This window comes from Brachybacterium sp. AOP29-B2-41, from assembly GCF_052378395.1.
GTDB lineage: Bacteria > Actinomycetota > Actinomycetes > Actinomycetales > Dermabacteraceae > Brachybacterium.
Genome location: NZ_JBQSXR010000003.1, coordinates 1 through 22,489 on the forward strand (window position 1 = coordinate 1; position 22,489 = coordinate 22,489).

A 22,489-nucleotide genomic window follows, 5' to 3' on the forward strand; every position below is an offset into this window, starting at 1 on the left:
CCCAGGCCCAGGCCCAGGCCCAGGTCAGGCCCAGGCCCAGGCGCAGCAGCAGTCGCGGGCTCAGATGTCCCGGAACGTCTCGATCCGAGCTCCGAGCTTGTTGAGCCGGGCCGCCAGATCCTCGTAGCCACGGTTGATGACGTAGACGTTGCGCAGCACCGAGGTGCCCTTCGCGGCGAGCATCGCCAGCAGGATCACCACGGCCGGGCGCAGCGCCGGCGGGCAGACCAGCTCCGCGCCGCTCCACCGCGTCGGCCCCTCGATGAGCACTCGGTGCGGATCCATCAGCTTCACGTTCGCACCGAGCTTGGTGAGTTCGGTGAGGTAGATGGCGCGGTTCTCGTACACCCAGTCGTGGAGCATCGTCTGCCCCTCCGCGGTCGCGGCGATCACCGCGAAGAACGGAAGGTTGTCGATGTTCAAGCCGGGGAACGGCATGGGATGGATCTTGTCGATCGGTGCCTTCAGATCCGAGGCATGGGTGGTGATGTCCACCAGGCGGGTCTTCCCGTTCTCCGCCAGGTACTCCTCGGAGCGGTCGTACTGCAGGCCCATCTCCTCGAGCAGCGCGAGCTCGATCTCCATGAACTCGATCGGGACCCGGCGCACCGTGATGCTCGACCGGGTCACGATCGCGGCGGAGATGAGGCTCATCGCCTCGATCGGGTCCTCGCTGGGGGCGTAGTCGACGTCGGTGGAGATCGCGGACTTCCCCTGCACGCGCAGCGTGGTGGTGCCGATGCCCTCGATCGTCACACCGAGCTTCTCGAGGAAGAAGCACAGGTCCTGGACCATGTAGTTCGGGCTTGCGTTGCGGATGACGGTCTCGCCGTCGTAGAGCGCCGCGGCCAGCAGTGCGTTCTCGGTGACGGTGTCGCCGCGCTCGGTGAGCACGATCGGGCGCCGCGGCCCGGAGATCGGGGAGGTGCTGGCCTGGTAGTGGTGGTCGGTGGCCACCACCTCGAGACCGAAGTGGCGCAGCGCCGACATGTGCGGCTCGACCGTGCGGGTGCCCAGATCGCAGCCCCCCGCGTAGGGGAGCTGGAACTTCCCGGCGCGATGCAGCAGCGGACCCAGGAACATGATGATCGAGCGGGTGCGGCGGGCGGCGTCCGCGTCGATCGAGGAGAGGTCCAGGGTTGCCGGAACGCGCAGTTCGAGGTCGTTGTCCGCATTGAGCCAGGTGGCCTTCACGCCGATCGACGTGAGCACCTCGAGCAGCCGGTTGACCTCCTCGATGCGCGCGACCTTGCGCAGCACCGTGGTTCCCGTGTTCAGCAGCGACGCGCACAGCAGAGCAACGCCCGCGTTCTTCGACGACTTCACATCGATCACACCGGAGAGGGTGGTCTCGCCCTGCACGCGAAGGTGGCTCGGCCCGGAGGTCCCGAGGCCCACGAGCTCCGAGTCGAGCGCCGACCCGATCCTCGAAATGGTCTCCAGCGTGAGGTTCTGCTGACCCTTCTCGATGCGGTTCACGGCGCTCTGGCTCGTGCCGAGCTCGGTGGCGAGCTGGGCCTGGGTGAGGCCGGAGTGCTGACGGGCGTCACGGATCAGAGTGCCGATCCGTGCCAGGTAGTCCTCGTTCTCAGTCATCCAGCGACCGTAACTCACAGATGAGATATCTGCTGTTGAGTGGGGGTGCGGCGATGCTCACGTTGCCACATTGCGCCTGGTGGCGGTCACCCGCTGATCAGCAGCGGGAACCGGCCCCCGGCCAGGAGCACCCGCTGGGCGAGAGCCGGGTCATAGGGGCGCACCCGCAGTGGCATGCCCGCCTCCGCCGGAGTGCGGTCCGCCTTGCGGTTTTTGCACTCTTTGCAGGCGGAGACCAGATTCGTCCAGGACGACGGGCCTCCGCGAGAGACCGGGAGGATGTGGTCCACAGTGGCGAGCAGGCCCTCGCACGGTGGGCTCTTGGAGACGGGCCGCCCGCAGTACGCGCAGGTCCAGCGATCCCGCTCATGGATCGCCCGATAGGAGAAGCCGATCGAGCGCTGCCCAGCGCCCTCCACCCAGGCCCCGCTCAGCTCACGGGTGAGCTCGAGAGCAGTGGGGAGGATCCTGTCCTGGACGATCGTGAGCTCGACCGGGTTCGCGACCTCCCGCCGGATCATGCCGAAGGCGTGGCGCACGCTGGTGGTGTGCAGGAGCTCGCCGATCCCGGTCTCGGGGTCGAATCCGAGGTTGTAGACCCGCACCTGTGCCATCGAGTCACCTCCGATGTTCGGCTGCTGCGTGCAGCCCGGAACCGGTGTGCAGCTCGTGATGCTCGAGGCCCCGGGCATCTCCAGTGTTGTCGATCACAGCCTCCAGGGCCATCGAATTCTTGCGGACGGTCGGGTGGCCGCGGCCTGCACGGCAACCGAACACTGCGTGTCGCCCTGCGCGCCGCGGTCCTAGGATCAGGGGTGGGAGTCGAACAGCTCGAGCTCGTCGCCGTCGTCGGCGTGCTGCTGATCGTCGCGTCCTCCTACTTCGCCGGGAAGTTCGGAGTTGCCACTCCGATCGCGCTGGTGCTACTCGGGCTGGGTCTGAGCTTCCTGCCCGGGATGCGGGCCCGCATCGAGCGCTGGTTGCAGAGGCATCACGCCGACTCCCGTTTCTACGCCGGCAATGGGCTGGGCCTGCGCGGGGGAGCGGTGATCGCATGGGCCGGGATGCGCGGTGTGGTCACCCTCGCCGCCGCCCAGTCGCTGCCCCTGGACTTCCCCTACCGTTCGCAGCTGGTCCTGCTCGCCTTCGTCGTGGCACTGGTGACCCTGGTGGGCCAGGGCGGGACCCTGCCGCTGCTGATCCGGGTGCTCGGCATCCGCGGCACCGATGAGGAGCAGGCCCAGCGCGAGCTCTCGCTGCTGCTGGGGGAGCTGCGGGAAGCCTCCGCTGTCCAAGTCCTCGACAACCCGGATCTGAAGCGGCGCGGCGGGGAGCGCTTCGACAGTGCAGTGCTGGAGAAGGTGCGGCAGCTCCACAGCCGCTCCGCGGAGCCCGGTCGATCCGGTGCCCCGGAATCTCCGGAGGCGCAGCTGCCGGAGCTCACCCAGCTGCTGCTGGAGGTCCAGCAGGATGCCCTCAATGAGGCGCGCTCGATCGGGGCCTACGACTCCGGCACCATCGCCCGTGCACAGCGGATGCTCGATGCGGGCGCCGCGCGGAGGGGCGGGCTGTGAGCGGTCGCTGGCATGCGGGAGCTCGGGGCGTCATGCTGGAGGAATGATGGACGAGCAGCAGGCACAGCAGCGCGAGCGGGAGCTGGTGCTGTCGGAGTACGGGACGTGGAGGGTCACCGCTGACGAGGATGCCCCGGCCGTCGAAGAGGTCCGCACGCTCGAGACGCTGCTGCGGCTCAAGGCTGATCAGCTGAACAGCGCTGATCCCGGACATTGGACCGAGGGGCTCGTCGTCGAACTGCTCACCGAGGTGGTCCCGCGCACCGTGATCCAGCCACGTGAGCAGGTGATGGACATGGTGCCCACGCTGAAGCGGTTCTTCACCTATCTGCGTGAGACCGGGCGCTGGCATCCCGATTCGATGAGCGTCGACGCGTTGCCCGCGAAGCTCGCCGAGCTCGAGTTCGCCGCCCTCGAGGCGGCCGATGACCCCACCCGCCGCTCCTTCTCCACCAACATCCTGGGCTATGGGCTGAACCTCGGCATCGATCTCGAGGACGAGCAGGAGCTCGCCGCCTATATGCACTGGTACAACTCATTGGCCGACGAGGAGCGTGTCGCCTTGAGCGAGACCGGCCGGCTCGATGCTCCCGCACGGCCCTACGACCGCCTTGCCGCGCTGAGAGCTGTGCAGGAGGAGGCGGAGATACCGGCGGGCTGGCCCTGGTTCCTGCCGGAGCCTTCCGCCTCGCGCGAGGCGCTGATGTCGCTCGACCTCGAGCAGGACGCCGAGGACTATGCGACCAACAGCTTCGTGCGCTGCACCGTCGCCCTGCTGGAGTTCGTGGGCCAGGGGAGGCGGGTGACCGCCACCGGTGCGCTCGGGCGGGCGGACGCCGCTGCGCTGTTGGCGCGGTGCGGGCTCGAGCGGAACGTCCGCAGCATGTGGGACCACCCGGAGATCGTCGGCCCCTGGGTGACTCTGCGAGACGGCGGCTGGCTCGAGGTCAGCGCCGGCCGGGTGCATCGCGAACGGGGCCCGATCCCCTTCGTCGCTGCTGCGGAGGATTCTGCCGGGTTCGTCGAGTTCGGCCATGCGGTGCTGACGGCGCTGCTGCTGGGAAGGGATGCCCGGGACGTCGAGGACGGCGGCTTCCGGGGGATGCCGGACACGCTGGCCGCCCTGATGATCGCCTGCCGCGAGGGTGGACTGCGGATGCAGGACCTCCGCAGCGCGGACCCGTCGGTACTCGAGGATCGTGAGGAGGTCGCGCGGTGGATGCGGGTGAGGCACGACCTGGAGGGGCTGGTGGCGCTCGGGGCGCTCGAGCAGGACCAGGACCTCTTCACAGGCTCGGAGGCGCTGCTGGTGGCGGTGGTGGCGCTGCTGCGCGACTGAACAGGTGACTCATTGGACACTTGTCCAAGTCCTCCTAGGGTGGGGAGATGGCATCCACCCCAGAGTCCGTCGCCGTCCCTCCGATCCGCCGCCTCCAGCTCATCGCCATCACCCTGGTCGGGCTGCTCGCCGTGCTGGCCTTCCTGCTCTCGATCGCGATCGGCGGAGAGGCGGGAGCGACGCTGAACACGGTCGCCGGCGGGCTCGGGATCCTCTGCGCGGTGATCGGCGTCAGCTTCGCCGTCGTGGGGAATCGGCGATGATCGTCCTGCTCAGCGTCGTCGGCGCGATCGCGGTGCTCTGCTTCGTCCTCTTCCTGGCCCTCGGGCTGCTCAAGGGCTGGGGCGACCCCAGCGCCCGGCTGCTGCTGCGGGCAGCCGGGGGACTGGGCATCGTGTGCGCCGTGATCGGCGTCCTGCTCCCCGTGCTGGGCAGCTGAGTCCGGACGCTCAGCGCACGCCGCGCATCGCGGTGCCCACGGGCTTGGCGATCAGCAGCATGAGCAGGCCGATCGCGATCGTGACCGCGCCCAGGGCGCCGAAGTACCCCACCTCGTTCTCCGCCGAGTAGAAGGTCGCCAGCGATCCGGACAGCGAGGTGCCCAGCGCGACCGAGAGGTTGTACAGCGCCATCATCATCACCGGGTAGGCACGCGGCGCCAGCTTGGTGGCGAGCGAGAGCCCGACGGGGGAGAGCCACAGCTCGCCGACGGTGGCGACCAGCATGATCAGCGCGATCCACATCACCGGCACCTTGACCACGGACGCCATCGGCAGGAACAGCAGGAACGCGGTGCCCATCAGGATGATGCCCACGCCGAACTTCCGCGGCGTGGAGGGCTGGCGCGGACCGAGCTTCGTCCAGACCGCCGCCAGCACCGGGGCCAGCGCGATGATGAAGAACGGGTTGAAGGACTGCACCCACGAGATCGGCATCGTCCAGCCGAAGATCTCGCGATCCAGGCGAGTGTCCGAGTACAGGGTGATCACGGTGAACTGCTGCTGGAACAGTGCGAAGAATGCGGCGGTGCCGATGAACAGCGGGATGAACGCGAGCACCCGGGAGTGCTCGTCGGCGTCGAGCTTCTTCGAGGCGAGCAGCAGAGCGAAGATGACGATCGCGCCGACCACCGCGAGGCCCGCGACGACGGTGGCGAGGTTCCCGGCGTTCAGCGTCCCGGTGAGTACCAGCACCAGCACCAGCGCCACGGTGCCCGCGGCGATCCCGGCCCACAGCGGGTACTGCGAGCGCGGCAGGGGATCGGGCACGGCATGGACGCTCTCGGGCAGGCCCTTGCGGGTCAGCGCGTACTGGAGCAGGCCCACGGCCATGCCCACGGCCGCGAGGGCGAAGCCCAGGTGGAAGCCCCACAGCTGCTGTGCGAAGCCGGTGATCAGCGGGCCCAGCAGGCCGCCGATGTTGATGCCCATGTAGTAGATCGAGAAGCCTGCGTCGCGTCGCGGATCATCACGCGAGTAGAGCGAACCCACCAGGGTCGCGGCAGTGGACTTCAGTCCGCCCGAGCCGACGCCCACCAGCAGCAGACCGGTGATCAATCCGGGGATCCCGGGCAGTGCGGCCAGGGCGATGTGCCCCAGCATGATCATCACGGCGCTGCCGAAGAGGGTCTTCTCCGGGCCCAGCAACCGGTCCGAGACCAGTGCGCCCAGGATCGAGAAGAGATACACCGAACCGCCGTAGGCGCCGACGATGCCGAGCGCGACGGTCTCGTCGATCCCGAGCCCGCCCTCGGTGGCGGCGAAATACATGTAGATCGCGAGGATGCCCTGCATCCCGTAGAAGCTGAAGCGCTCCCACAGCTCGACGCTGAACAGGTTCGCCAGCGGTCCCGGCTGACCCAGGAAGCTGCGGCCGGAGGGGTTGTGCGGATCCGCGCCGGGAGGGGTGGGATCCAGTGCAGGGCCGTCTGAAGAATTCACGGTGAGCCATCTTGTGACATGTGGTATCGCAATTCAACACAGGGGGCGGGCTGTGTGATCCGTCAGTCGCCGAGAACGGCAGAACCTCTCTGTGCCGGTGACGGGGAGAGGTCCGGCAGCTCCCGGATGCCGAACTCGTGCGCGAGGGCCCGGCGCGCGGCGTGCCAGCCGGACATGCCGTGCACCCCCGGTCCCGGCGGGGTCGCCTGTGAGCACAGGTACCAGCCGGTCTCCGCCAGGCGATAGGGATCCAGGCGCGCGGTGGGACGGGCGATCATCCCGGTCATCGTGACCCGGCCCATGGAGATGTCGCCGCCGACGAGGGCAGGGTTGTGGAGGGACATCTGCGAGGCGGGGATCCCCTGGGAGGCGACGATCAGGTCGCGGAAGCCGGGAGCGAAGCGCTCGATCTGGCGGGTCACCAGCTCCGTGGGGTCGGTGGTGTCCCCGGCGGGCATATGGGCGTAGGCCCAGAGCGGGCGCAGTCCGCCCTGGATCCGGGAGGGGTCCGCGATCGATGGATCACTGACCAGCGCCATCGGATGCTCGGGCATGCGCCCCGCGGCGACCTGCGCCTCGGCGTGCGCCATCTGCGCGCGAGTGCCGCCGAGGTGCTGGGTCCCGGCCTCACCCACCTCGGGATCCCGCCAGGGCACGGGGCCGGACAGCACGAAGTCGACCTTCGCCGCGGCATCGCCATGGGGGAAACGGCGCAGCGCCCGTTCGAGCGAGGCCGGCAGCCGGTTCGCGAGGATGTCCGCCGCGGCACCCGCCGGGGTGTCCAGCAGCACCGCCCGAGCGGGCGGCACATCACGCCAGGTGCGCACGTGATGGCCGGTGAGGATCTGCCCTCCATGGGCCTGCAGGTCCTCCACCAGGACATCGATGATCGACTGCGAGCCGCCGACGGGGATCGGCCAGCCGACCCCGTGGCCGATCGCGCTGAGCAGCCCCGCGGTCGCCGACAGCGCGAGCGAGGGCAGCGTGCCGATGGCATGGGCGGCCACGCCGCCCAGCAGGGCGCGGGCCCGCTCGGTGCGGAAGGGCAGATTCCACGCCGCGGTGCCCTGGAGGCCGATCAGGGCGCCGAAGACCGGCGCGGCCAGCAGCGTCCGTGGGGTCAGCAGCGCCGATGGGATCGAGCGCTTGTCCCCGAGGGCGAGCTCGACGACCAGGTCCTGATGGCGGGCGAGAGTGCCGACGGTGGCGCGCCAGGCGGGGCCGTCGGCGCCGAGACCGTCCACGGTGCGCTCGAGGTCGTGCCAGGCGATCGCCGCGGGCTGATCGTCCAGGGGCTGGGCGTAGGAGGCGGTCGGGGCGATCGCCCGGACTCCGCGGGCCTGCACGTCGAAGGCCTCGAAGAAGGGGCTCGCCAGGGCCAGGGGGTGCGCGGCGGAGCAGATGTCGTGCACGATCCCGGTCGCCAGGCCGAGATCGAGGGTGCGGGCACCGCCACCGATCGTCGGCTGGGACTCGAGCACCTGCACCGAGAGCCCGGCCCGGGCGAGGGTGACGGCGGCGGCGAGGCCGTTGGGTCCTGAACCCACCACGACCGCGTCGACCTCTGGCAGGGACTGTGTGCTCATCGGCCCAGCCTAGAGGAGGTGCGATCTCCCTCCCCATTCATTTACGTAAGCGGCACGTAGCGTAAACTGGACCACATGCAGACCACCACTGAATCGCCTGCCCCCGCCGAGACTGCCGCGGAGCGCTCCGCGCGCCGTCCCCAGTCCCAGGCCGTGCTGGAGGTGCTGAGCAAGACCCGCATCTCGCCACGCCTGCTGCGCCTCACCCTCGGCGGCGAGGGCTACGCCGCGCTGAACCGCAACGAGCACACCGACGCCTACGTCAAGCTGCTCATCGCGGACCCGGCGTCCGGCCTGCAGCCCCCGTATGACATGGAGGCGCTTCGCGAGCACAGCCCGGAGCTGCTGCCTGCGCGCCGCACCTACACCGTGCGCCGCTGGGATGACGAGAACCAGCGTCTCGAGCTCGACGTCGTCCTCCACGGCGACGGGCAGGACAACGGCGTCGCCGCCCGCTGGGCCGACGAGGCACAGCCGGGGGAGCGCATCGCCATGTCCGGTGCCGGCGGTGGCTACACCCCGCAGCCGGAGACTCGCCGTCACCTGATGATCGGCGACCACGCCGCCGTCCCCGCGATCGCCGCCGCCCTTGAGACGATGGCCCCCGGTGCGGTCGGCACGGTGCTCATCCAGCTCGAGAGCGAGGAGGACCGCCTCACGCTCGAGCATCCCGCCGGGGTGGAGCTGAACTGGCTGATCGGCGAGCGCGAGCTGCTGGTCGATGCGGTCGCCGCGCTCGACCTCACCGACCACGACGGCCTGCAGGTGTTCTGCCACGTCGAACGGGGCATCACCAAGCAGCTGCGCCGGGTGCTGGTGAAGGAGTCCGGCATCCCTCGCGCGCAGATCTCGATCTCCGCCTACTGGGCTCTGGGACGCATCGAGGACCAGTTCCAGGCGGAGAAGCGCGAGCCGGTCGGCAGGATCGACGACTGAGACGGAGCACCCGTCATGGACCTGATCATCGGACCCGACGAGCTGGCCCGCCCTGCCTGGGCGTCCACGCACGATGACCTGCGCCTCTATTACGACACCGAGTGGGGGATGCCGGTGCGGGACGAGCGCGGCGTCTTCGAACGGCTCGCGCTCGAGGGCTTCCAGTCCGGGCTGAGCTGGGCCACGATCCTGCGCCGTCGGGAGGGCTTTCGGCGGGCCTTCGTGGGCTTCGACATCGAGGCCGTCGCGGGCTTCGGCTCCGAGGACGTCGAGCGTCTGCTGGGGGACGCGGGCATCATCCGGCACCGCGGGAAGATCGAGGCGACCATCTCCAATGCTCGCGCGACGATCGCGCTGCGGGACGAGCGAGGCCCGGGGACCACGCTCGCGGATCTGGTGTGGTCCTACCGGCCGGCGCGGACTCCGCTGCCCCGCACCCCGGCGGAGGTGCCCACCACGAGCGTCGAATCGGTGGCGCTGGCGAAGGAGCTCAAGCGCCGCGGCTTCCGGTTCGTCGGCCCCACCACCATGTTCGCGCTGATGGAGGCGCTGGGGGTGGTCGACACCCACCTGCTGGGCTCCCATCGCCGGGGCAGCTCGGGGATCTGGGCCGCCGACGGCACAGCAGTCGACGGCACAGTGGTCGCGGAGGGCCATAGTCCGTCATAGATCTCGCGCGCCGTCCCCGCGCCGTCCGACGATGATCCGGTGAGCACCGGAGACCTCGAGGAGGCGTCATGAGCACGGCAGGGATACACGCGGGATGGGCTCCCGCCGTCGACGGCCATCACGCGCTGACGCCGCCCGTCTACACCTCGAGCGCCTACGCTCAGACCTCCCACTCCGCGCTCAAGGCGCTGTTCGAGCGGCGCGCCGAGGGCTACGCGTACTCCCGCTCCGGGAATCCGACCACGGCGGTGCTCGAGCAGCGGATCAGCGCACTGGAGCACGGGATCGGCGCGATCGCCGTCGCTTCGGGCCAATCCGCGACCACGATCGCGCTGTGTGCGCTGGCCGCCCCCGGGGGGCACGTGGTCGCCTCCTCACGGCTCTACGGAGGCACCACCGAGCTCCTCGACGACACCCTCGCCGACTTCGGTGTCACCTGCACGGTCGCGGATCCGTGGGATCTCGTCGCCTGGGAGGCCGCCTTCACCGAGCGCACCCGGGCGGCGATCGTGGAGTCCATCGCGAATCCGGGCGCCCAGCTGGTGGACCTCGCCGCGCTGACCGCCATCGCCCATGCGCATGGCGTCCCCGTGGTCGTCGACTCCACGCTCGCCAGTCCCGCCCTCTACCGGCCCGGGGAGCACGGCGCCGATCTGGTGGTGCACTCCGCCACCAAGTACCTGTGCGGGCACGGCACCACCATCGCCGGGCTGATCGTGGACACCGGCCGCTTCGATCCGCGCCGACGACCCGAGCGCTGGCAGCGGCTCACCACCCCGAACCGGCGCTTCGGCGTGACCTTCTCCGACGAGTACCGGCGCGGAGGTTCCGGCCTGCTGGCCTACGCCCGCGCCAAGTACGTCACCGACTTCGGCACCGCCCTGCCCGCCGCGAGCGCCCAGCAGATCCTGGTGGGCATCGAGACCCTCGACCTGCGGATGGGCAAGGTGAGCACGGACGCTGCGGTGCTCGCCGGCCGGTTGCACGGGTTGCCGGGGGTCGTCGCGGTGGAGCATCCCACGACTCCCGGTCGGCCCGACGCGCACCTCGCACAGCGGGACTTCCCGCGGGGCACCTCCGGGGTGTTCTCCCTCGAGCTCGCCGGGGGAGAGGCTGCGGCCGCCGCCTTCTGCGATGCGCTGTCGCTGTGGACGATCGCCGTGAACCTCGGGGATGCCCGCTCGCTCGTCTGTCACCCGGGGACCACCACCCATTCGCATCTCACCGCAGCTCAGCGCTCGGCCTGCGGGGTGGAGCCGGGCACAGTCCGGCTCAGCGTCGGGCTCGAGGACCTCGAGGACCTGTGGGCAGACCTCGCCCGGGGGCTCCAGGCGGCCCGCGAGGTGAGCACGGCGGTGCCGGCGGCGGCGTGAGCCCGGTCGCTCCGGGGAAGCACCCATGGGTGCGGGCCGTTGTGCCTGTCATGGAGACAGCTGTGCGCACCGTGGACGTGGTGGTGATCGGCGCCGGGCAGGCGGGGCTCTCCGCGGCATATCACCTGCTGCGCCGAGGCGGGCTGGACGTGATGATCCTCGACGCGGAGGACGGGCCGGGCGGGGCCTGGCGACACCGCTGGGACAGCCTCACGATGGCGACGGTCAACGGGATCCGTGAGCTGCCGGGGATGCCCGTCGTCGAAGCGGCAGGTCATCTGGCCGCCAGCCGTGCAGTGCCCGCCTACTTCGAGGACTTCGAGCGTCGCTTCGAGGTGCCGATCGAGCGCCCGGTGCGCGTGACGCGGGTGGAGGACGATCCGTCGGCCGCTCCGGACGCCGGTGGCCAACTCCCGCTGCTGGTGCACTCCGTCGGAGCCGGCGGTGAGCGGCGTCCGCCCGTGCGGACGCGCGCCGTGTTCAACGCGACCGGCACCTGGACCCGGCCGTTCCGGCCCACCTACCCCGGAGCGGCGAGCTTCCGCGGCCGCCAGATGCACACCGCCGACTATCGCCGCGCCGAGGACTTCGCCGGGAGGCGGGTCGGAATCATCGGCGGCGGCATCAGCGCCCTGGGCCATCTGCTCGAGATCGCCGAGGTGGCGGAGACCTTCTGGTACACGCGCCGGGAGCCCGTCTTCACGGACCGCCCCTTCACCGAGGAGGTGGGGCGCGAGGTCATCGCCGGGGTGACGGAACGGGTGCGGCAGGGGCTGCCGGTGCGCAGCGTCGCCTCCGCGACGGGACTGGCCTGGACCCCGCAGCTGCGACAGGCGCAGCGACGCGGGATCCTCGAGCGTCGGCCGATGTTCACGGCCATCCTCCCGAAGGGAGTGCAGGAAGCGGACGGCAACCGCACGCCGCTGGACGTGCTGCTGTGGGCGACCGGGTTCCGGCACGAGCTGCGACATCTGCGGCCGCTGTCCCTTCACAATCCCCTCGGGGGCATCACGATGGACGGCACCGCCGTCGCGGACGACCCGCGGATCCACCTGATCGGCTACGGTCCCGGCGCCTCGACCATCGGTGCCAACCGCGCCGGCCGAGCCGCTGTGACGCGCCTGGTGAAGGACCTCGCCGCTGAGCGGCTGCCCGCCTAGGGTGGAGGGCATGACCTCCACCGGCGCCGCCCTGCCCCCACTGCCCGAGGACGGGGTGCAGCGCGTGCTGTGCATCGTCGCCCACCCCGACGACAAGGAGTACGGGGCCTCGGCCGCCGTCGCCGCCTGGACCGCGGCCGGGATCGAGGTCAGCTACCTCCTGCTCACCCGCGGAGAGGCGGGGATGGCCGAGGATCCTGCGATCGTCGGGCCGCTGCGGGAGCGGGAGCAGCGCCGCGCCTGCGAGATCGTCGGGGTTTCCGATCTGCGCTATCTGGATCATCCGGACGGGATGCTCGAGGGCACCCTCGCACTGCGCCGTGACATCGCCCGGGTGGTGCGGCAGGTCCGGCCGGATCTGGTGCTCACGGCGAACTTCGAGGTGGAGGCCTACGGCGGCCTCAACCAGGCTGATCACCGGGTGGCCGGGCTGGCCGTGGTCGACGGCGCGCGCGACGCGGCGAATCCCTGGGTGTTCCGCGAGCTGCGCGAGGACGAGGGACTCGAGCCGTGGAGCACCCGCGCCCTGCTCGTGGCCGGGCATCCTGCACCGACCCATGCGAAGAGCGTCGACGCCGGGCAGGTGCAGGCGGCGGTGGACTCGCTGCGTGCCCACGAGGCCTATCTCGCGCACGTCGAGGGGCACCCGCTGCCCGAGGAGTTCATCCCCGGGATCCTCTCCGATGGGGGAGAGGCGGCAGGGAGCGAGCACGCAGTGGTGCTGCGGGTGTTCGACCTCTGAACCCCGACCGCTCCGCCGACCGTTCGGTCGTCGTTGATTGCCGGTCATGGCGGCGGGCTCCTACGGTGGAGGCATCAGGCATGATCTGCCCCGAAAGGAGTCATGATGACCACGTCCCTGCACGACGGCCTCGCACTCGACCAGGTCCCGGAGCTCGCCGCCCAGCTGCGCGTCGACTCGATCCGCTCCTCGACCAGCGCCGGCTCCGGTCACCCCACCTCCAGCCTCTCCGCCGCTGACCTGCTGGCCACCCTGATGTCGCGCCATCTGCGCTACGACTGGGACAACCCCGAGACCCCCGGCAACGACCATCTGATCTTCTCCAAGGGCCACGCCTCGCCGCTCCTGTACTCGGTATACCGCGCCGCCGGGGTCGTCAGCGATGAGGAGCTGATGGAGGGCTATCGCCGCTTCGACCAGCGGCTCGAGGGCCACCCCACCCCGGTGCTGCCCTGGGTTGACGTCGCCACCGGCTCGCTCGGGCAGGGACTGCCCGACGGGGTCGGCATCGCACTCGCCGGCAAGCACCTGGAGCAGGCCCCCTACCGGGTGTGGGTCCTCACCGGGGACAGCGAACTGGCCGAGGGCTCCATGTGGGAGGCCTTCGCCACCGCATCGCACTATCAGCTGACCAACCTGGTCACGATCGTGGACGTGAACCGGCTCGGCCAGCGCGGCGAGACCGCGCTCGGCTGGGACCTCGACACCTACGCCGCCCGGGTCGAGGCCTTCGGCGCGAAGGCCGTGATCATCGACGGGCACGACGTCACGAAGATCGACGAGGCGCTGGCGCTGGCCGATGGCGAGCTCGAGAAGCCGCTGGTGATCCTCGCCCGCACGATCAAGGGCAAGGGCATCCCCGGCGTCGAGGACGAGAGCGGCTGGCACGGCAAGCCGATGCCCGAGGAGAAGTCCGAGGAGGCGATCGCGACGCTCGGCGGCGAGAGGTCCCTGCTGGTGCGCGGCCAGAAGCCGCCCGAGATCGAGCCGGCCGACCGCACCCTGCGCGGCACGGTGGAGCTGCCCACCTTCGAGAGGGGCGAGGAGGTCGCGACGCGGAAGGCCTACGGTCCGGCGCTGGTCGCCCTCGCGAAGGTCGATCCCCGGGTGGTCGCCCTGGATGGGGAGGTCTCGAACTCCACCGGTGTCGCCGACTTCGTCGAGGCCTATCCCGAGCGCTTCTTCGAGATGTTCATCGCGGAGCAGCAGATGGTCGCGGCGGCCACCGGGCTCTCCACCCGCGGATACCTCGCCTTCGCCTCGACCTTCGCCGCCTTCCTCACCCGTGCCGCCGACTTCCTCCGCATGGCCCCGGTCTCCCGGGTCGACCTGCGACTGGTCGGCTCCCACGCGGGGGTCGAGATCGGCGCCGACGGCCCCTCGCAGATGGGCCTCGAGGACCTCGCGATGATCGCCGCGACCCAGGGCTCGACCGTGCTCTACCCCAGCGACGCGACGTCCACGGCAGCACTGGTGGTGGAGATGGCCGACATCCCAGGGGTGAGCTACCTGCGCACCACACGCGGTGGATATCCCGTGCTCTACGGGCCCGAGGAGTCGTTCCCCGTCGGCGGGTCGAAGACCCTGCGCAGCTCCCCGGAGGATGCCGTCACGCTGGTCGGCGCCGGGGTGACGCTCCACGAGGCGCTGGCCGCCGCGGAGGCCCTCGCCTCGCAGGGGATCAGGGCCCGGGTGATCGACGCCTACTCGATCAAGCCGATCGACGCCGAGGGCCTGCGCGAGGCCGTCGCCGCGACCGGCGGGCGGATCGTCGTGGCCGAGGACCACCACGCCGAGGGCGGTCTGGGCGCGGCAGTGCTCGCGGCGCTGGCCGCCGAACCGCTCACCGACCTGCACCTCAAGCACCTCGCCGTCGACGGCGTGCCCGGTTCCGGCACGCCCGCGGAGCTGCTGGACTGGGCCGGGATCGACGCCGCGCACATCGCCGCGGCGGCGCGGGCCACCCTGGAGGGGTGAGCGCCCGAGCCGCTCAGCCGCCGTTCCGGCGGCGCCGCCCGAGCTCGAGGGAGTCCATGTCCTCCAGCTCGCGGTCCTTCGTCTCCGGCACCCAGAGGAACACGAAGACCAGGCTCAGCAGTGCGAAGGCCGCGTAGATGCCGTAGGCGAAGGTCAGCCCGATGTTCGACAGGGTCGGGAAGGAGGCCGAGACGGCCCAGTTCGCACCCCACTGCGCCGCCGCCGCGACGGCGAGGGCGGAGGCACGGATCTTGTTGGGGAAGATCTCGCCCAGCAGCACCCAGACCAGCGGGCCCCAGGTGGTGCCGAAGAACATCACGAAGGCGTTCGCGGAGATCAGGGCCACCGTGGACCACGGATCGGGCAGCGCGATCGTCTCGGTGCCCGGGGCGACCTCCCCGAACGAGAAGGCGAGCGCCATCAGCCCCAGCGACACGGTCATCCCGGCGGAGCCCACCAGCAGCATCAGGCGCCTGCCCACCCGGTCCACCAGCAGGATCGCGATGATCGTCGCCACGATGTTCATCACCGAGGTGATGGTGCTGGTCAGCAGGGCCTGGGATTCGTCGAAGCCGACGGACTGCCACAGCGTGGTGGAGTAGTAGAAGATGACGTTGATGCCCACCAGCTGCTGGAACAGCGACAGCAGGATGCCCAGCCAGACGATCGGCTTGAGGCCGAACCGCCCACCGAGCAGGTCACGAAGGCTCTCCTTGTCCTCCCGCTCGAGCGTCTTGCGGATCTGCTCGATCTTCAGGTTGACGTCGAGCTCACCGGTGTAGTCGTAGAGCACCTTCGAGGCGCGATCCAGTTCTCCCTTGCCAATCAGGTAACGCGGTGATTCCGGCAGGAACAGCGCCATGATCCCGTAGATCGCCGCCGGGACCGACTCGATCATGAACATCCAGCGCCAGGCGGCGACCCCGAACCAGAACGACTCCGCCGCGCCTCCGGCGGTGTTCGCGATCACGGCGTTGGACAGCAGGGCGACGAAGATGCCGAGCACGATCGCCAGCTGCTGCAGCGAGCCCAGCCGGCCGCGGAACTTCGCCGGGGCGACCTCCGCGATGTAAGCGGGGGCGATGACGCTCGCGGCACCGACGCCGAGACCGCCGACCACGCGCCAGATGATCAGGTCCCAGACCCCGAAGGCCAACCCGGAGCCGATCGCGGAGATGAAGAACAGGGTCGCCGCGATCACCATCACCGGGATCCGCCCGTAGCGGTTCGAGAGGGTGCCCGCGAACCAGGCGCCGACGGCACAGCCGAGCAGGGCGGAGGAGACGGCGAAGCCGGTCAGGCCCGCGCCGAGCGAGAACTCGTCGGAGAGGGCGTTGACGGCGCCGTTGATGACCGAGGTGTCGAAGCCGAACAGGAAGCCGCCGACGGCGGCCGCCACGCTGATGACGACGACCTTGGGGTTCAGGCTCTGGGACGGTGCCTGGCCGCCTCCGGACCGTGCTGCGGGTGTGGACATGATGCGTCGCCTCCCTGCCGAGGATGTGAGGTGCTCCACAGTATCCCCTCGTAGGGCGTCCCTTCATCAGTCAGCGGGAGCGGCGCACCTCGGCGGCATGGGCGTCCAGGATCCGGAGGATCCCGCGATGCTGCCAGACGCGGTTCCGCGAGCGGCCGGTCGCCTCCCGGAGCGCCCCGGACTCCGTGAGCTGAGCCAGCGCGCGCTGCGCGGTCATCGGCGGAGACCGGGGCGGTGGTGGTCAGCAGCCCTTTGCCGCTGAGCATCGCGTGGACCAGGGCGCGTCCGGCGCGGCCATTGCCGTCGGTGAAGGGGTGGAGGGTCTCGAACTGTGCATGGGCGATCGCGGAGTGGAGCAGGATCGGCAGGTCATCCCGTGCGATGAAGGCCAGGAGGTCCTGCAGGGCGGCGGCCGACGGGAGGCACGGACACCGGGGTCGCCGGATATGTGCTCACACACGCACTGCAGTAACACTTTGGTGAGAAAGTGTGACTACAGAAGGCTGGGAGTCACATGTCGGGCTCAGGCCTCTGCCGCGGCCTCGAGGCGCTCGAGCTCCGCCGCGGCCGTCTCCGGGTCGAGCTTGGTGAAGATCGGGGTGGGCTTGACGACCTGCTGGCCGACGCCGACGGGATGGTGCCCCCAGGCGGGCACGTCCGTGTAATCCCCGGTGATGATCGGGTAGCCGGGCCCGCCGTCGAGATCCTCGACCTCGTCGATGCGCGGCATCGGTGCGATCTGGCGCGTCCCACCGAGCGCCTTCTCGACCGCATTCGCGGACTGCGGCAGGAAGGGGGCCAGCATGGTGTTCAGGTCGGTGACGGCCTGGGCGAGCACATGCAGCACGGTGAGCAGGCGGGGACGCTGCTCCTCCGCCTTCATCTTGAACGGCTCGGTGCGGGAGACGTACGCATTCGCCTCGCCCACCAGGCGCATGATCTCGGCGATCGCCGCCCGCTGACGGTGCGCCTCGATGAGACCGCCGACGGTCGTGAAGCCCTCGCGGATCTGGTCCAGCAGCGCGGTGTCGATCTCCTCGAACTCCCCGGCGGCCGGGATCTCGCCGACGTTCTTCGCGATCATCGCGGCGGTGCGGTTGACGAGGTTGCCCCAGCCGGCGACCAGCTCGTTGTTGGTGCGGGAGACGAAGTCGACCCAGGTGAAGTCCGCGTCATGGGTCTCCGGCCCTGCTGCGGAGATGAAGTAGCGCAGGGCATCGGGCTGGTAGCGCTCGAGCACATCGCGGACGTAGATGACGATCCCCTTGGAGGAGGAGAACTTCTTCCCCTCCATGGTGAGGAACTCGCTGGAGACCACCTCGGTGGGCAGCTTCAGCTCGCCGAACTTCCCCGGCGCGCCGCCCTTGTCGCCCTTCCCGTTCTGGGCGAGCATCTCCGCCGGCCAGATCTGGGAATGGAAGACGATGTTGTCCTTGCCCATGAAGTAGTAGGCGAGGGTCTCGGGGTCGTTCCACCACGTCCGCCACGCCTCCGGGTCACCGGACCGGCGCGCCCACTCGATCGAGGCGGAGAGATAGCCGATCACCGCGTCGAACCAGACGTACAGACGCTTGTTCGGCTGGTCCTCCCAGCCGGGCACAGGGATGCCCCAGTCGATGTCTCGGGTCATCGCCCGCGGCCGGATGTCCTCGAGGATGTTCTGGCTGAAGCGGATCACGTTCGGGCGCCACAGCCCGGTGGCCTCACGCTCGTCCAGCCAGTGGCCCAGCTCCCCGGCCAGGGCCGGGAGGTCGAGGAACCAGTGGGAGGTCTCGATGAACTTCGGGGTCTCGCCGTTGATGCGCGAGACCGGGTCGATGAGATCCGTTGGGTCCAGCTGGTTGCCACAGGTGTCGCACTGGTCGCCGCGCGCTCCGCCGGCACCGCAGATCGGGCAGGTGCCCTCGATGTAGCGGTCCGGCAGGGTGCGTCCTGTCGAGGGGGAGATCGCGCCGGAGGTGACCTGCTCGACCATGTAGCCGTTGTCCCGCACCGTGACGAACATGTCCTGCACCACCTGGTAGTGGTTGCGGGTGGTGGTGCGCGTGAACAGGTCATAGGACAGGCCCAGTGCCACCAGATCCTCGACGATCAGGCGGTTGTTGCGATCGGCGAGCTCGCGAGCGCTGATGCCCTCGGAGTCGGCGGCGACCAGGATCGGGGTGCCGTGCTCATCGGTGCCGGAGACCATGAGCACGTCGTGGCCGGCCATCCGCATGTAGCGGGAAAAGACATCGGAGGGGACGCCGAAGCCGGCGACGTGGCCGATGTGGCGGGGACCATTGGCATACGGCCAGGCGACTGCGGACAGGACTGTGCTCATAGCAGTCGATTCTAGAGGAGGGGCGGGCGCCCCTTAGCCCGCGCGATGCAGGATTGCCTGCCAGCCGACTGACTCGGCACCGCGCACGTGTCCCTCGGAGTCGTCGAGCAGCACGATCTGCGAGGGAAGCATCTCCGTGCCGAGGACCCGTCGAGCCCGAGCTCGCGCAGTTCCGCAGGGACCCGGTCAGTGCCGTTGGCCAACACGAATACTGCCGTTCCCCCGGTCGCGGAATCTCCGCAGCTCGGCGAGCACCCGGCGCTCGATCTGCGCTGGTCGACCAACTCGCGCAACTGCTGCAGGGAGGGAGTCATGACCGTCAACGTAGGGGTGACACAGGGAGGAGATATTCCCGTGACGCTTTCGGTCGGGTGTGCCTAGGATGGAATCATGTGCTGCCGAATCTCCAGCGCGATGCTGATCGCGCGTCCCCGCGCCCGCCGCTGACGGCGGCGCCCCACCACACCCTCACGCCGTCGTCCGGACCTCCACCGGGCGGTACTTCGCCATGCCCGGTGCACCCCACCACCGGAAGGCACCACATGACTCAGCACACCCACCCGCTGCCGAGCACCGGCACCGCGCACCTGCGCGCCCGCGATCTGCGCCTGGCCCGCGGCGGCCGCGTGCTCCTGGACCACGTCGATCTCACCCTGGCCCCCGGCGAACGGCTCGCCGTGGTCGGCGAGAACGGGCGCGGCAAGACCACCCTGCTCGAGGCCCTCGCCGGGATACTCGAGCCCGACGCCGGGACCGTCGAGCGCCACGGCACGCTCGGGATCGTCCGGCAGGAGCTCGCCACCGGCGCGGACGACGGCGAGGCCCTGCGTACCGTCGGTGACCTGTTTGACGAGCTGCTCGCCCGCCCGTTGGAAGCCCTGGGCGAGCTCGATGACGCCGCCGCGGCGCTCACCGAGGACACCGTGGCGGCGGCGCAACGCTACGACGAGGCGCTCGCCCTGGTCACCGCGCTGGATGCCTGGGACGCACTGCGTCGATTGGAGGTCGCGCTCGAGGAGGTCGGGGCCGTCACCGACCGTGCCCGCCCGCTCGCAGCGCTGTCGGTCGGGCAGCGCTACCGCGTGCGCCTGGCCGGGGTCATCGCCGCCCGCGACGACCTCCTGCTGCTGGACGAGCCCACCAACCACCTCGACTCGCGAGGACTCGAGCACCTCGCCCGCGCCGTGCGCGAGCATCCCGGCGCCGCCGCGCTCGTCTCCCACGACCGGACGCTGCTGGAAGACGTGGCCACCGCGTTCCTCGACCTGGATCCCACCCGCGATGCCCGGCCCCTGCTGGTCAGCGGCGGTCTCGAGGCATGGCAGGAGGCGAGGAGACGCCACCGCACCGCCTGGGAGGACGCCTACCGTGCCCAGCAGGAGCAACAGGACCGGCTGCGCTCGCAGGCTGACGCCGCCCGCTCGCGCCTCTCCACGGGGTGGCGGCCGGACAAGGGCACCGGGAGACACCAGCGGCAGTCCCGCGCCCCGGGCATCGTGCGCGCGATGAACGAACGCATCGACCGGCTCGAGGAGCACCGCCTCGACGTGCCGCCGCCCCCGCCGCGACTGCACCTCTCGGCAGCGGGGACCGCTGCCGGCACGCCGCTGCTGCGGGCCGACGCGGTGCGTGTCGATGACCGGCTGGGGGAGACCACGCTGCGGCTCGAGGGCGGGGACCGTCTGCTGGTCGTCGGCCCCAATGGCGCCGGCAAGACGACGCTGCTGCGGGTGCTCGCGGGAGAGCTCGCGCCGACCTCGGGATCCGTGCGGGTGCTCGGCCGGACGCGACTCGGGCTGCTCGCCCAGGAGGATGCACCCCTCGGGGTCCATCGCGGCAGTCCGGGGGAGCGGCGTCGTCGAGCGCTGGCCGGGCTGTTCCGTGAGCGTCCCGATGTGCTGCTGCTGGACGAGCCCACCAACCACCTCGGCATCAGCGGGGTCGACGACCTGCTCGAGGGTCTCGAGGCCTCCCCGTCGGCCGTCGTGGTCGCGACCCACGACCGCTCCGTGCTGCGGGCGCTGGCGCACTGGCCGCGGCTCGAGCTCGGGAGCTGAGGCTGCCGGTGATCGGGGTGGACGCAGCAGAGAGGGTGTCCGCCCCGATACGCTGGTGCCATGAGCAACGAAGGACTCGCCGCCGCGCAGCAGAAGATGGCCGATGAAGGGGTCGCACAGACTGCGATCGACGTCTTCTCCCACTATTACGAGCAGCTCGCGCAGGGCGTCACGGGCACCATCCCTGAGGACACGATCGACCCCTATCTCGATCCCCCGCTGCTCGAGGACGTGAAGATCGACGTCGGTCACGCCAAGCAGGTCTTCGACCAGCTGGCGATCATCAACCTCAACGGCGGGCTCGGCACCTCGATGGGCCTGGACCAGGCGAAGTCGCTGCTGCCCGTGCGCGATGGCAAGAGCTTCCTCGACATCATCGTCGAACAGGTCCTCGCCGCGCGTCGCGGCACCGGCTCCCGCCTGCCTCTGATCTTCATGAACTCCTTCCGCACCCGCGAGGACACCCTCGAGGTGCTCGCGAAGTATCCCGACCTGCCCGTCGGCGACCTGCCCCTGGACTTCCTGCAGAACAAGGAGCCGAAGCTGCGGAAGGACGATCTCACCCCCGTGGACTGGGAGGCGGACCCCTCGCTCGAGTGGTGCCCGCCCGGCCACGGCGACATCTACACCGCGCTGCAGACCTCCGGCCTGCTCCAGCAGCTGCTGGACGCCGGCTTCAAGTACGCCTCCGTCTCGAACTCGGACAACCTCGGCACCGTGCCGAGCCCCGTGATCGCCTCCTGGTTCGCCTCCACCGGCGCGCCCTATGCCGCAGAGCTGTGCCGTCGCACCCCCGCCGATCGCAAGGGCGGTCACCTCGCGGTGCGGAAGTCCGACGGCCGACTCATCCTGCGCGATACCGCGCAGACCCCCGAGGAGGAGATGGACTTCTTCACCGATGAGCATCGCCACCCGTTCTTCCACACCAACAACCTCTGGTTCGACCTCGAGCAGATGGCCGCGGTGCTCGCAGAACGCGACGGCATCATGGGCCTGCCCCTGATCCGCAACGAGAAGACGGTGGATCCGGCCGACAAAGCCAGCACCCCCGTCTACCAGATCGAGTCCGCGATGGGAGCGGCGATCGAGGTGTTCGACGGCGCGACCGCGATCGTTGTCGGCCGCGACCGCTTCCTGCCGGTCAAGGCGACCAGCGATCTGCTGCTGGTGCGCTCGGACGCCTACACTCTCGACGAGCGGGCCGCGCTCGTGCAGCAGGTGGACACGGTGCCCGCGGTCTCGCTGCACAGCGGTGCCTACAAGCTGATCCAGGACTTCGAGCCGCGCTTCCCGCATGGGGTGCCCTCGCTCAAGGAGGCCAGCAGCCTGGATGTGCAGGGCGACTGGACCTTCGGCGCCGATGTCTCCGTGATCGGCGACGCCGTGCTCGGCGAAGAGGGCGGCGAGGTCCCCGAAGGGGCCCGCGTCGGCACCGCCACTGCTGGCTGACCCCTCCGGGCCCTGCCGCGAGATCGACGTTCGGACCATATTCGGTCAGCGAAGTTGTACCGAACGTCGATCTCGCCGAGCACTGGGACCTCGGTGAGCGTTGTGCCTGATGATCAGCGGCACCAGCGCTCTCTCCTCGTGGAGGATCCGCCACGTCCTGCCGCTCACCTGCGGGTTGTGGTGCGTCATAGGGTCTACGGCGTCGGGGGCCGATGCTGTGGAGATGACCGGCAGACCACGTCCGCTCCCACCTGCTCTTCCCTTCCCTGTTTTCACGACCGCCGAAGCACG

The 22,489-nt window shown here is 70.1% G+C and carries 19 protein-coding genes and 1 pseudogene; 12 read left to right on the forward strand and 8 right to left on the reverse strand.

Annotation, left to right across the window (positions count from 1 at the left end; translation table 11 throughout):
* Positions 1–60: 60 nt before the first annotated feature.
* Entirely contained in the window at positions 61–1,596 is a 1,536-nt protein-coding gene (locus ACT3T9_RS03710; protein WP_444592529.1) for a UDP-N-acetylglucosamine 1-carboxyvinyltransferase, read from the reverse strand.
* An 86-nt stretch (positions 1,597–1,682) separates the two neighbouring features.
* Positions 1,683–2,210: an HNH endonuclease gene (locus tag ACT3T9_RS03715; protein ID WP_444592530.1), complete on the reverse strand. Its 528-nt coding sequence runs from the start codon at positions 2,208–2,210 to the stop codon at positions 1,683–1,685.
* A gap of 201 nt (positions 2,211–2,411) precedes the next feature.
* Here ACT3T9_RS03715 and ACT3T9_RS03720 point away from each other — a divergent pair, with 201 nt between their 5' ends.
* Genes ACT3T9_RS03720 through ACT3T9_RS03735 form a run of 4 tightly spaced genes read left to right on the forward strand, consistent with a single transcriptional unit; the run spans position 2,412 to position 4,948 of the window.
* Positions 2,412–3,170: a hypothetical protein gene (locus ACT3T9_RS03720; protein WP_444592531.1), complete on the forward strand. Its 759-nt coding sequence runs from the start codon at positions 2,412–2,414 to the stop codon at positions 3,168–3,170.
* Between the two features lie 43 nt (positions 3,171–3,213).
* A complete protein-coding gene (locus ACT3T9_RS03725; RefSeq protein WP_444592532.1) occupies positions 3,214–4,509 on the forward strand; it encodes a hypothetical protein in 1,296 nt (431 codons plus the stop codon).
* Between the two features lie 47 nt (positions 4,510–4,556).
* Complete coding sequence (locus tag ACT3T9_RS03730; protein ID WP_444592533.1) at positions 4,557–4,772, forward strand: hypothetical protein; 216 nt, start codon at positions 4,557–4,559, stop codon at positions 4,770–4,772.
* Complete coding sequence (locus ACT3T9_RS03735; protein ID WP_442332436.1) at positions 4,769–4,948, forward strand: hypothetical protein; 180 nt, start codon at positions 4,769–4,771, stop codon at positions 4,946–4,948. The genes ACT3T9_RS03730 and ACT3T9_RS03735 overlap by 4 nt, the downstream gene beginning before the upstream one ends.
* A 10-nt stretch (positions 4,949–4,958) precedes the next feature.
* Here ACT3T9_RS03735 and ACT3T9_RS03740 read toward each other — a convergent pair whose 3' ends face one another.
* Both ACT3T9_RS03740 and ACT3T9_RS03745 read right to left on the reverse strand, forming a co-directional pair.
* Positions 4,959–6,449: a peptide MFS transporter gene (locus tag ACT3T9_RS03740; protein WP_441442885.1), complete on the reverse strand. Its 1,491-nt coding sequence runs from the start codon at positions 6,447–6,449 to the stop codon at positions 4,959–4,961.
* A gap of 62 nt (positions 6,450–6,511) precedes the next feature.
* Complete coding sequence (locus ACT3T9_RS03745; RefSeq protein ID WP_444592534.1) at positions 6,512–8,035, reverse strand: phytoene desaturase family protein; 1,524 nt, start codon at positions 8,033–8,035, stop codon at positions 6,512–6,514.
* A gap of 75 nt (positions 8,036–8,110) precedes the next feature.
* Here ACT3T9_RS03745 and ACT3T9_RS03750 point away from each other — a divergent pair, with 75 nt between their 5' ends.
* The 6 genes from ACT3T9_RS03750 to ACT3T9_RS03775 all read left to right on the forward strand — a co-directional run bounded on the left by ACT3T9_RS03750 (position 8,111) and on the right by ACT3T9_RS03775 (position 14,892).
* Entirely contained in the window at positions 8,111–8,971 is an 861-nt protein-coding gene (locus ACT3T9_RS03750) for a siderophore-interacting protein (RefSeq protein ID WP_441442887.1), read from the forward strand.
* A gap of 15 nt (positions 8,972–8,986) precedes the next feature.
* Entirely contained in the window at positions 8,987–9,640 is a 654-nt protein-coding gene (locus ACT3T9_RS03755; RefSeq protein ID WP_441442888.1) for a DNA-3-methyladenine glycosylase I, read from the forward strand.
* Positions 9,641–9,708: 68 nt separating this feature from the next.
* Entirely contained in the window at positions 9,709–11,013 is a 1,305-nt protein-coding gene (locus ACT3T9_RS03760; protein ID WP_442332439.1) for an O-acetylhomoserine aminocarboxypropyltransferase/cysteine synthase family protein, read from the forward strand.
* A gap of 50 nt (positions 11,014–11,063) precedes the next feature.
* Positions 11,064–12,173 carry an FAD-dependent oxidoreductase gene (locus ACT3T9_RS03765; protein ID WP_444592535.1) on the forward strand — a complete coding sequence of 370 codons (1,110 nt, stop codon included), beginning with the start codon at positions 11,064–11,066 and terminating at the stop codon, positions 12,171–12,173.
* A gap of 10 nt (positions 12,174–12,183) precedes the next feature.
* Positions 12,184–12,915: a PIG-L deacetylase family protein gene (locus tag ACT3T9_RS03770; protein ID WP_444592536.1), complete on the forward strand. Its 732-nt coding sequence runs from the start codon at positions 12,184–12,186 to the stop codon at positions 12,913–12,915.
* A 102-nt stretch (positions 12,916–13,017) separates the two neighbouring features.
* Positions 13,018–14,892 carry a transketolase gene (locus ACT3T9_RS03775; protein ID WP_444605995.1) on the forward strand — a complete coding sequence of 625 codons (1,875 nt, stop codon included), beginning with the start codon at positions 13,018–13,020 and terminating at the stop codon, positions 14,890–14,892.
* A gap of 13 nt (positions 14,893–14,905) precedes the next feature.
* On the opposite strand, the gene ACT3T9_RS03780 is transcribed toward ACT3T9_RS03775, so the two are convergent.
* The 4 genes and pseudogenes from ACT3T9_RS03780 to metG all read right to left on the reverse strand — a co-directional run bounded on the left by ACT3T9_RS03780 (position 14,906) and on the right by metG (position 18,692).
* Complete coding sequence (locus ACT3T9_RS03780; RefSeq protein WP_441442893.1) at positions 14,906–16,369, reverse strand: sugar porter family MFS transporter; 1,464 nt, start codon at positions 16,367–16,369, stop codon at positions 14,906–14,908.
* Positions 16,370–16,439: 70 nt separating this feature from the next.
* Positions 16,440–16,586 carry a hypothetical protein gene (locus ACT3T9_RS03785; RefSeq protein WP_441442894.1) on the reverse strand — a complete coding sequence of 49 codons (147 nt, stop codon included), beginning with the start codon at positions 16,584–16,586 and terminating at the stop codon, positions 16,440–16,442.
* A 103-nt stretch (positions 16,587–16,689) separates the two neighbouring features.
* Positions 16,690–16,815 (reverse strand): annotated as a pseudogene (locus ACT3T9_RS03790) (hypothetical protein); the annotation flags it as partial.
* 77 nt (positions 16,816–16,892) lie between these two features.
* Positions 16,893–18,692 (reverse strand): methionine--tRNA ligase, encoded by a 1,800-nt coding sequence (metG, locus tag ACT3T9_RS03795; RefSeq protein ID WP_441442895.1) that lies wholly within the window; start codon positions 18,690–18,692, stop codon positions 16,893–16,895.
* Positions 18,693–19,234: 542 nt separating this feature from the next.
* On the opposite strand from metG, the gene ACT3T9_RS03800 reads away from it, so the two are divergent.
* Positions 19,235–20,749, forward strand: a complete 1,515-nt coding sequence (locus ACT3T9_RS03800; RefSeq protein ID WP_444592539.1) for an ATP-binding cassette domain-containing protein — start codon at positions 19,235–19,237, stop codon at positions 20,747–20,749.
* A 60-nt stretch (positions 20,750–20,809) separates the two neighbouring features.
* Complete coding sequence (locus ACT3T9_RS03805; RefSeq protein ID WP_441442897.1) at positions 20,810–22,198, forward strand: UTP--glucose-1-phosphate uridylyltransferase; 1,389 nt, start codon at positions 20,810–20,812, stop codon at positions 22,196–22,198.
* Positions 22,199–22,489 lie beyond the last annotated feature (291 nt).

Bases quoted from the DNA above. Each gene is read 5' to 3' on its own strand.
- ACT3T9_RS03785 (WP_441442894.1), bottom strand. From the start codon at position 16,586: ATGACCGCGCAGCGCGCGCTGGCTCAGCTCACGGAGTCCGGGGCGCTC.
- ACT3T9_RS03735 (WP_442332436.1), top strand. From the start codon at position 4,769: ATGATCGTCCTGCTCAGCGTCGTCGGCGCGATCGCGGTGCTCTGCTTC.
- ACT3T9_RS03710 (WP_444592529.1), bottom strand. From the start codon at position 1,596: ATGACTGAGAACGAGGACTACCTGGCACGGATCGGCACTCTGATCCGT.
- ACT3T9_RS03805 (WP_441442897.1), top strand. From the start codon at position 20,810: ATGAGCAACGAAGGACTCGCCGCCGCGCAGCAGAAGATGGCCGATGAA.
- metG (WP_441442895.1), bottom strand. From the start codon at position 18,692: ATGAGCACAGTCCTGTCCGCAGTCGCCTGGCCGTATGCCAATGGTCCC.
- ACT3T9_RS03745 (WP_444592534.1), bottom strand. From the start codon at position 8,035: ATGAGCACACAGTCCCTGCCAGAGGTCGACGCGGTCGTGGTGGGTTCA.
- ACT3T9_RS03780 (WP_441442893.1), bottom strand. From the start codon at position 16,369: ATGTCCACACCCGCAGCACGGTCCGGAGGCGGCCAGGCACCGTCCCAG.
- ACT3T9_RS03775 (WP_444605995.1), top strand. From the start codon at position 13,018: ATGATGACCACGTCCCTGCACGACGGCCTCGCACTCGACCAGGTCCCG.
- ACT3T9_RS03730 (WP_444592533.1), top strand. From the start codon at position 4,557: ATGGCATCCACCCCAGAGTCCGTCGCCGTCCCTCCGATCCGCCGCCTC.
- ACT3T9_RS03760 (WP_442332439.1), top strand. From the start codon at position 9,709: ATGAGCACGGCAGGGATACACGCGGGATGGGCTCCCGCCGTCGACGGC.
- ACT3T9_RS03725 (WP_444592532.1), top strand. From the start codon at position 3,214: ATGATGGACGAGCAGCAGGCACAGCAGCGCGAGCGGGAGCTGGTGCTG.
- ACT3T9_RS03800 (WP_444592539.1), top strand. From the start codon at position 19,235: ATGACTCAGCACACCCACCCGCTGCCGAGCACCGGCACCGCGCACCTG.
- ACT3T9_RS03765 (WP_444592535.1), top strand. From the start codon at position 11,064: ATGGAGACAGCTGTGCGCACCGTGGACGTGGTGGTGATCGGCGCCGGG.
- ACT3T9_RS03715 (WP_444592530.1), bottom strand. From the start codon at position 2,210: ATGGCACAGGTGCGGGTCTACAACCTCGGATTCGACCCCGAGACCGGG.
- ACT3T9_RS03770 (WP_444592536.1), top strand. From the start codon at position 12,184: ATGACCTCCACCGGCGCCGCCCTGCCCCCACTGCCCGAGGACGGGGTG.
- ACT3T9_RS03750 (WP_441442887.1), top strand. From the start codon at position 8,111: ATGCAGACCACCACTGAATCGCCTGCCCCCGCCGAGACTGCCGCGGAG.
- ACT3T9_RS03755 (WP_441442888.1), top strand. From the start codon at position 8,987: ATGGACCTGATCATCGGACCCGACGAGCTGGCCCGCCCTGCCTGGGCG.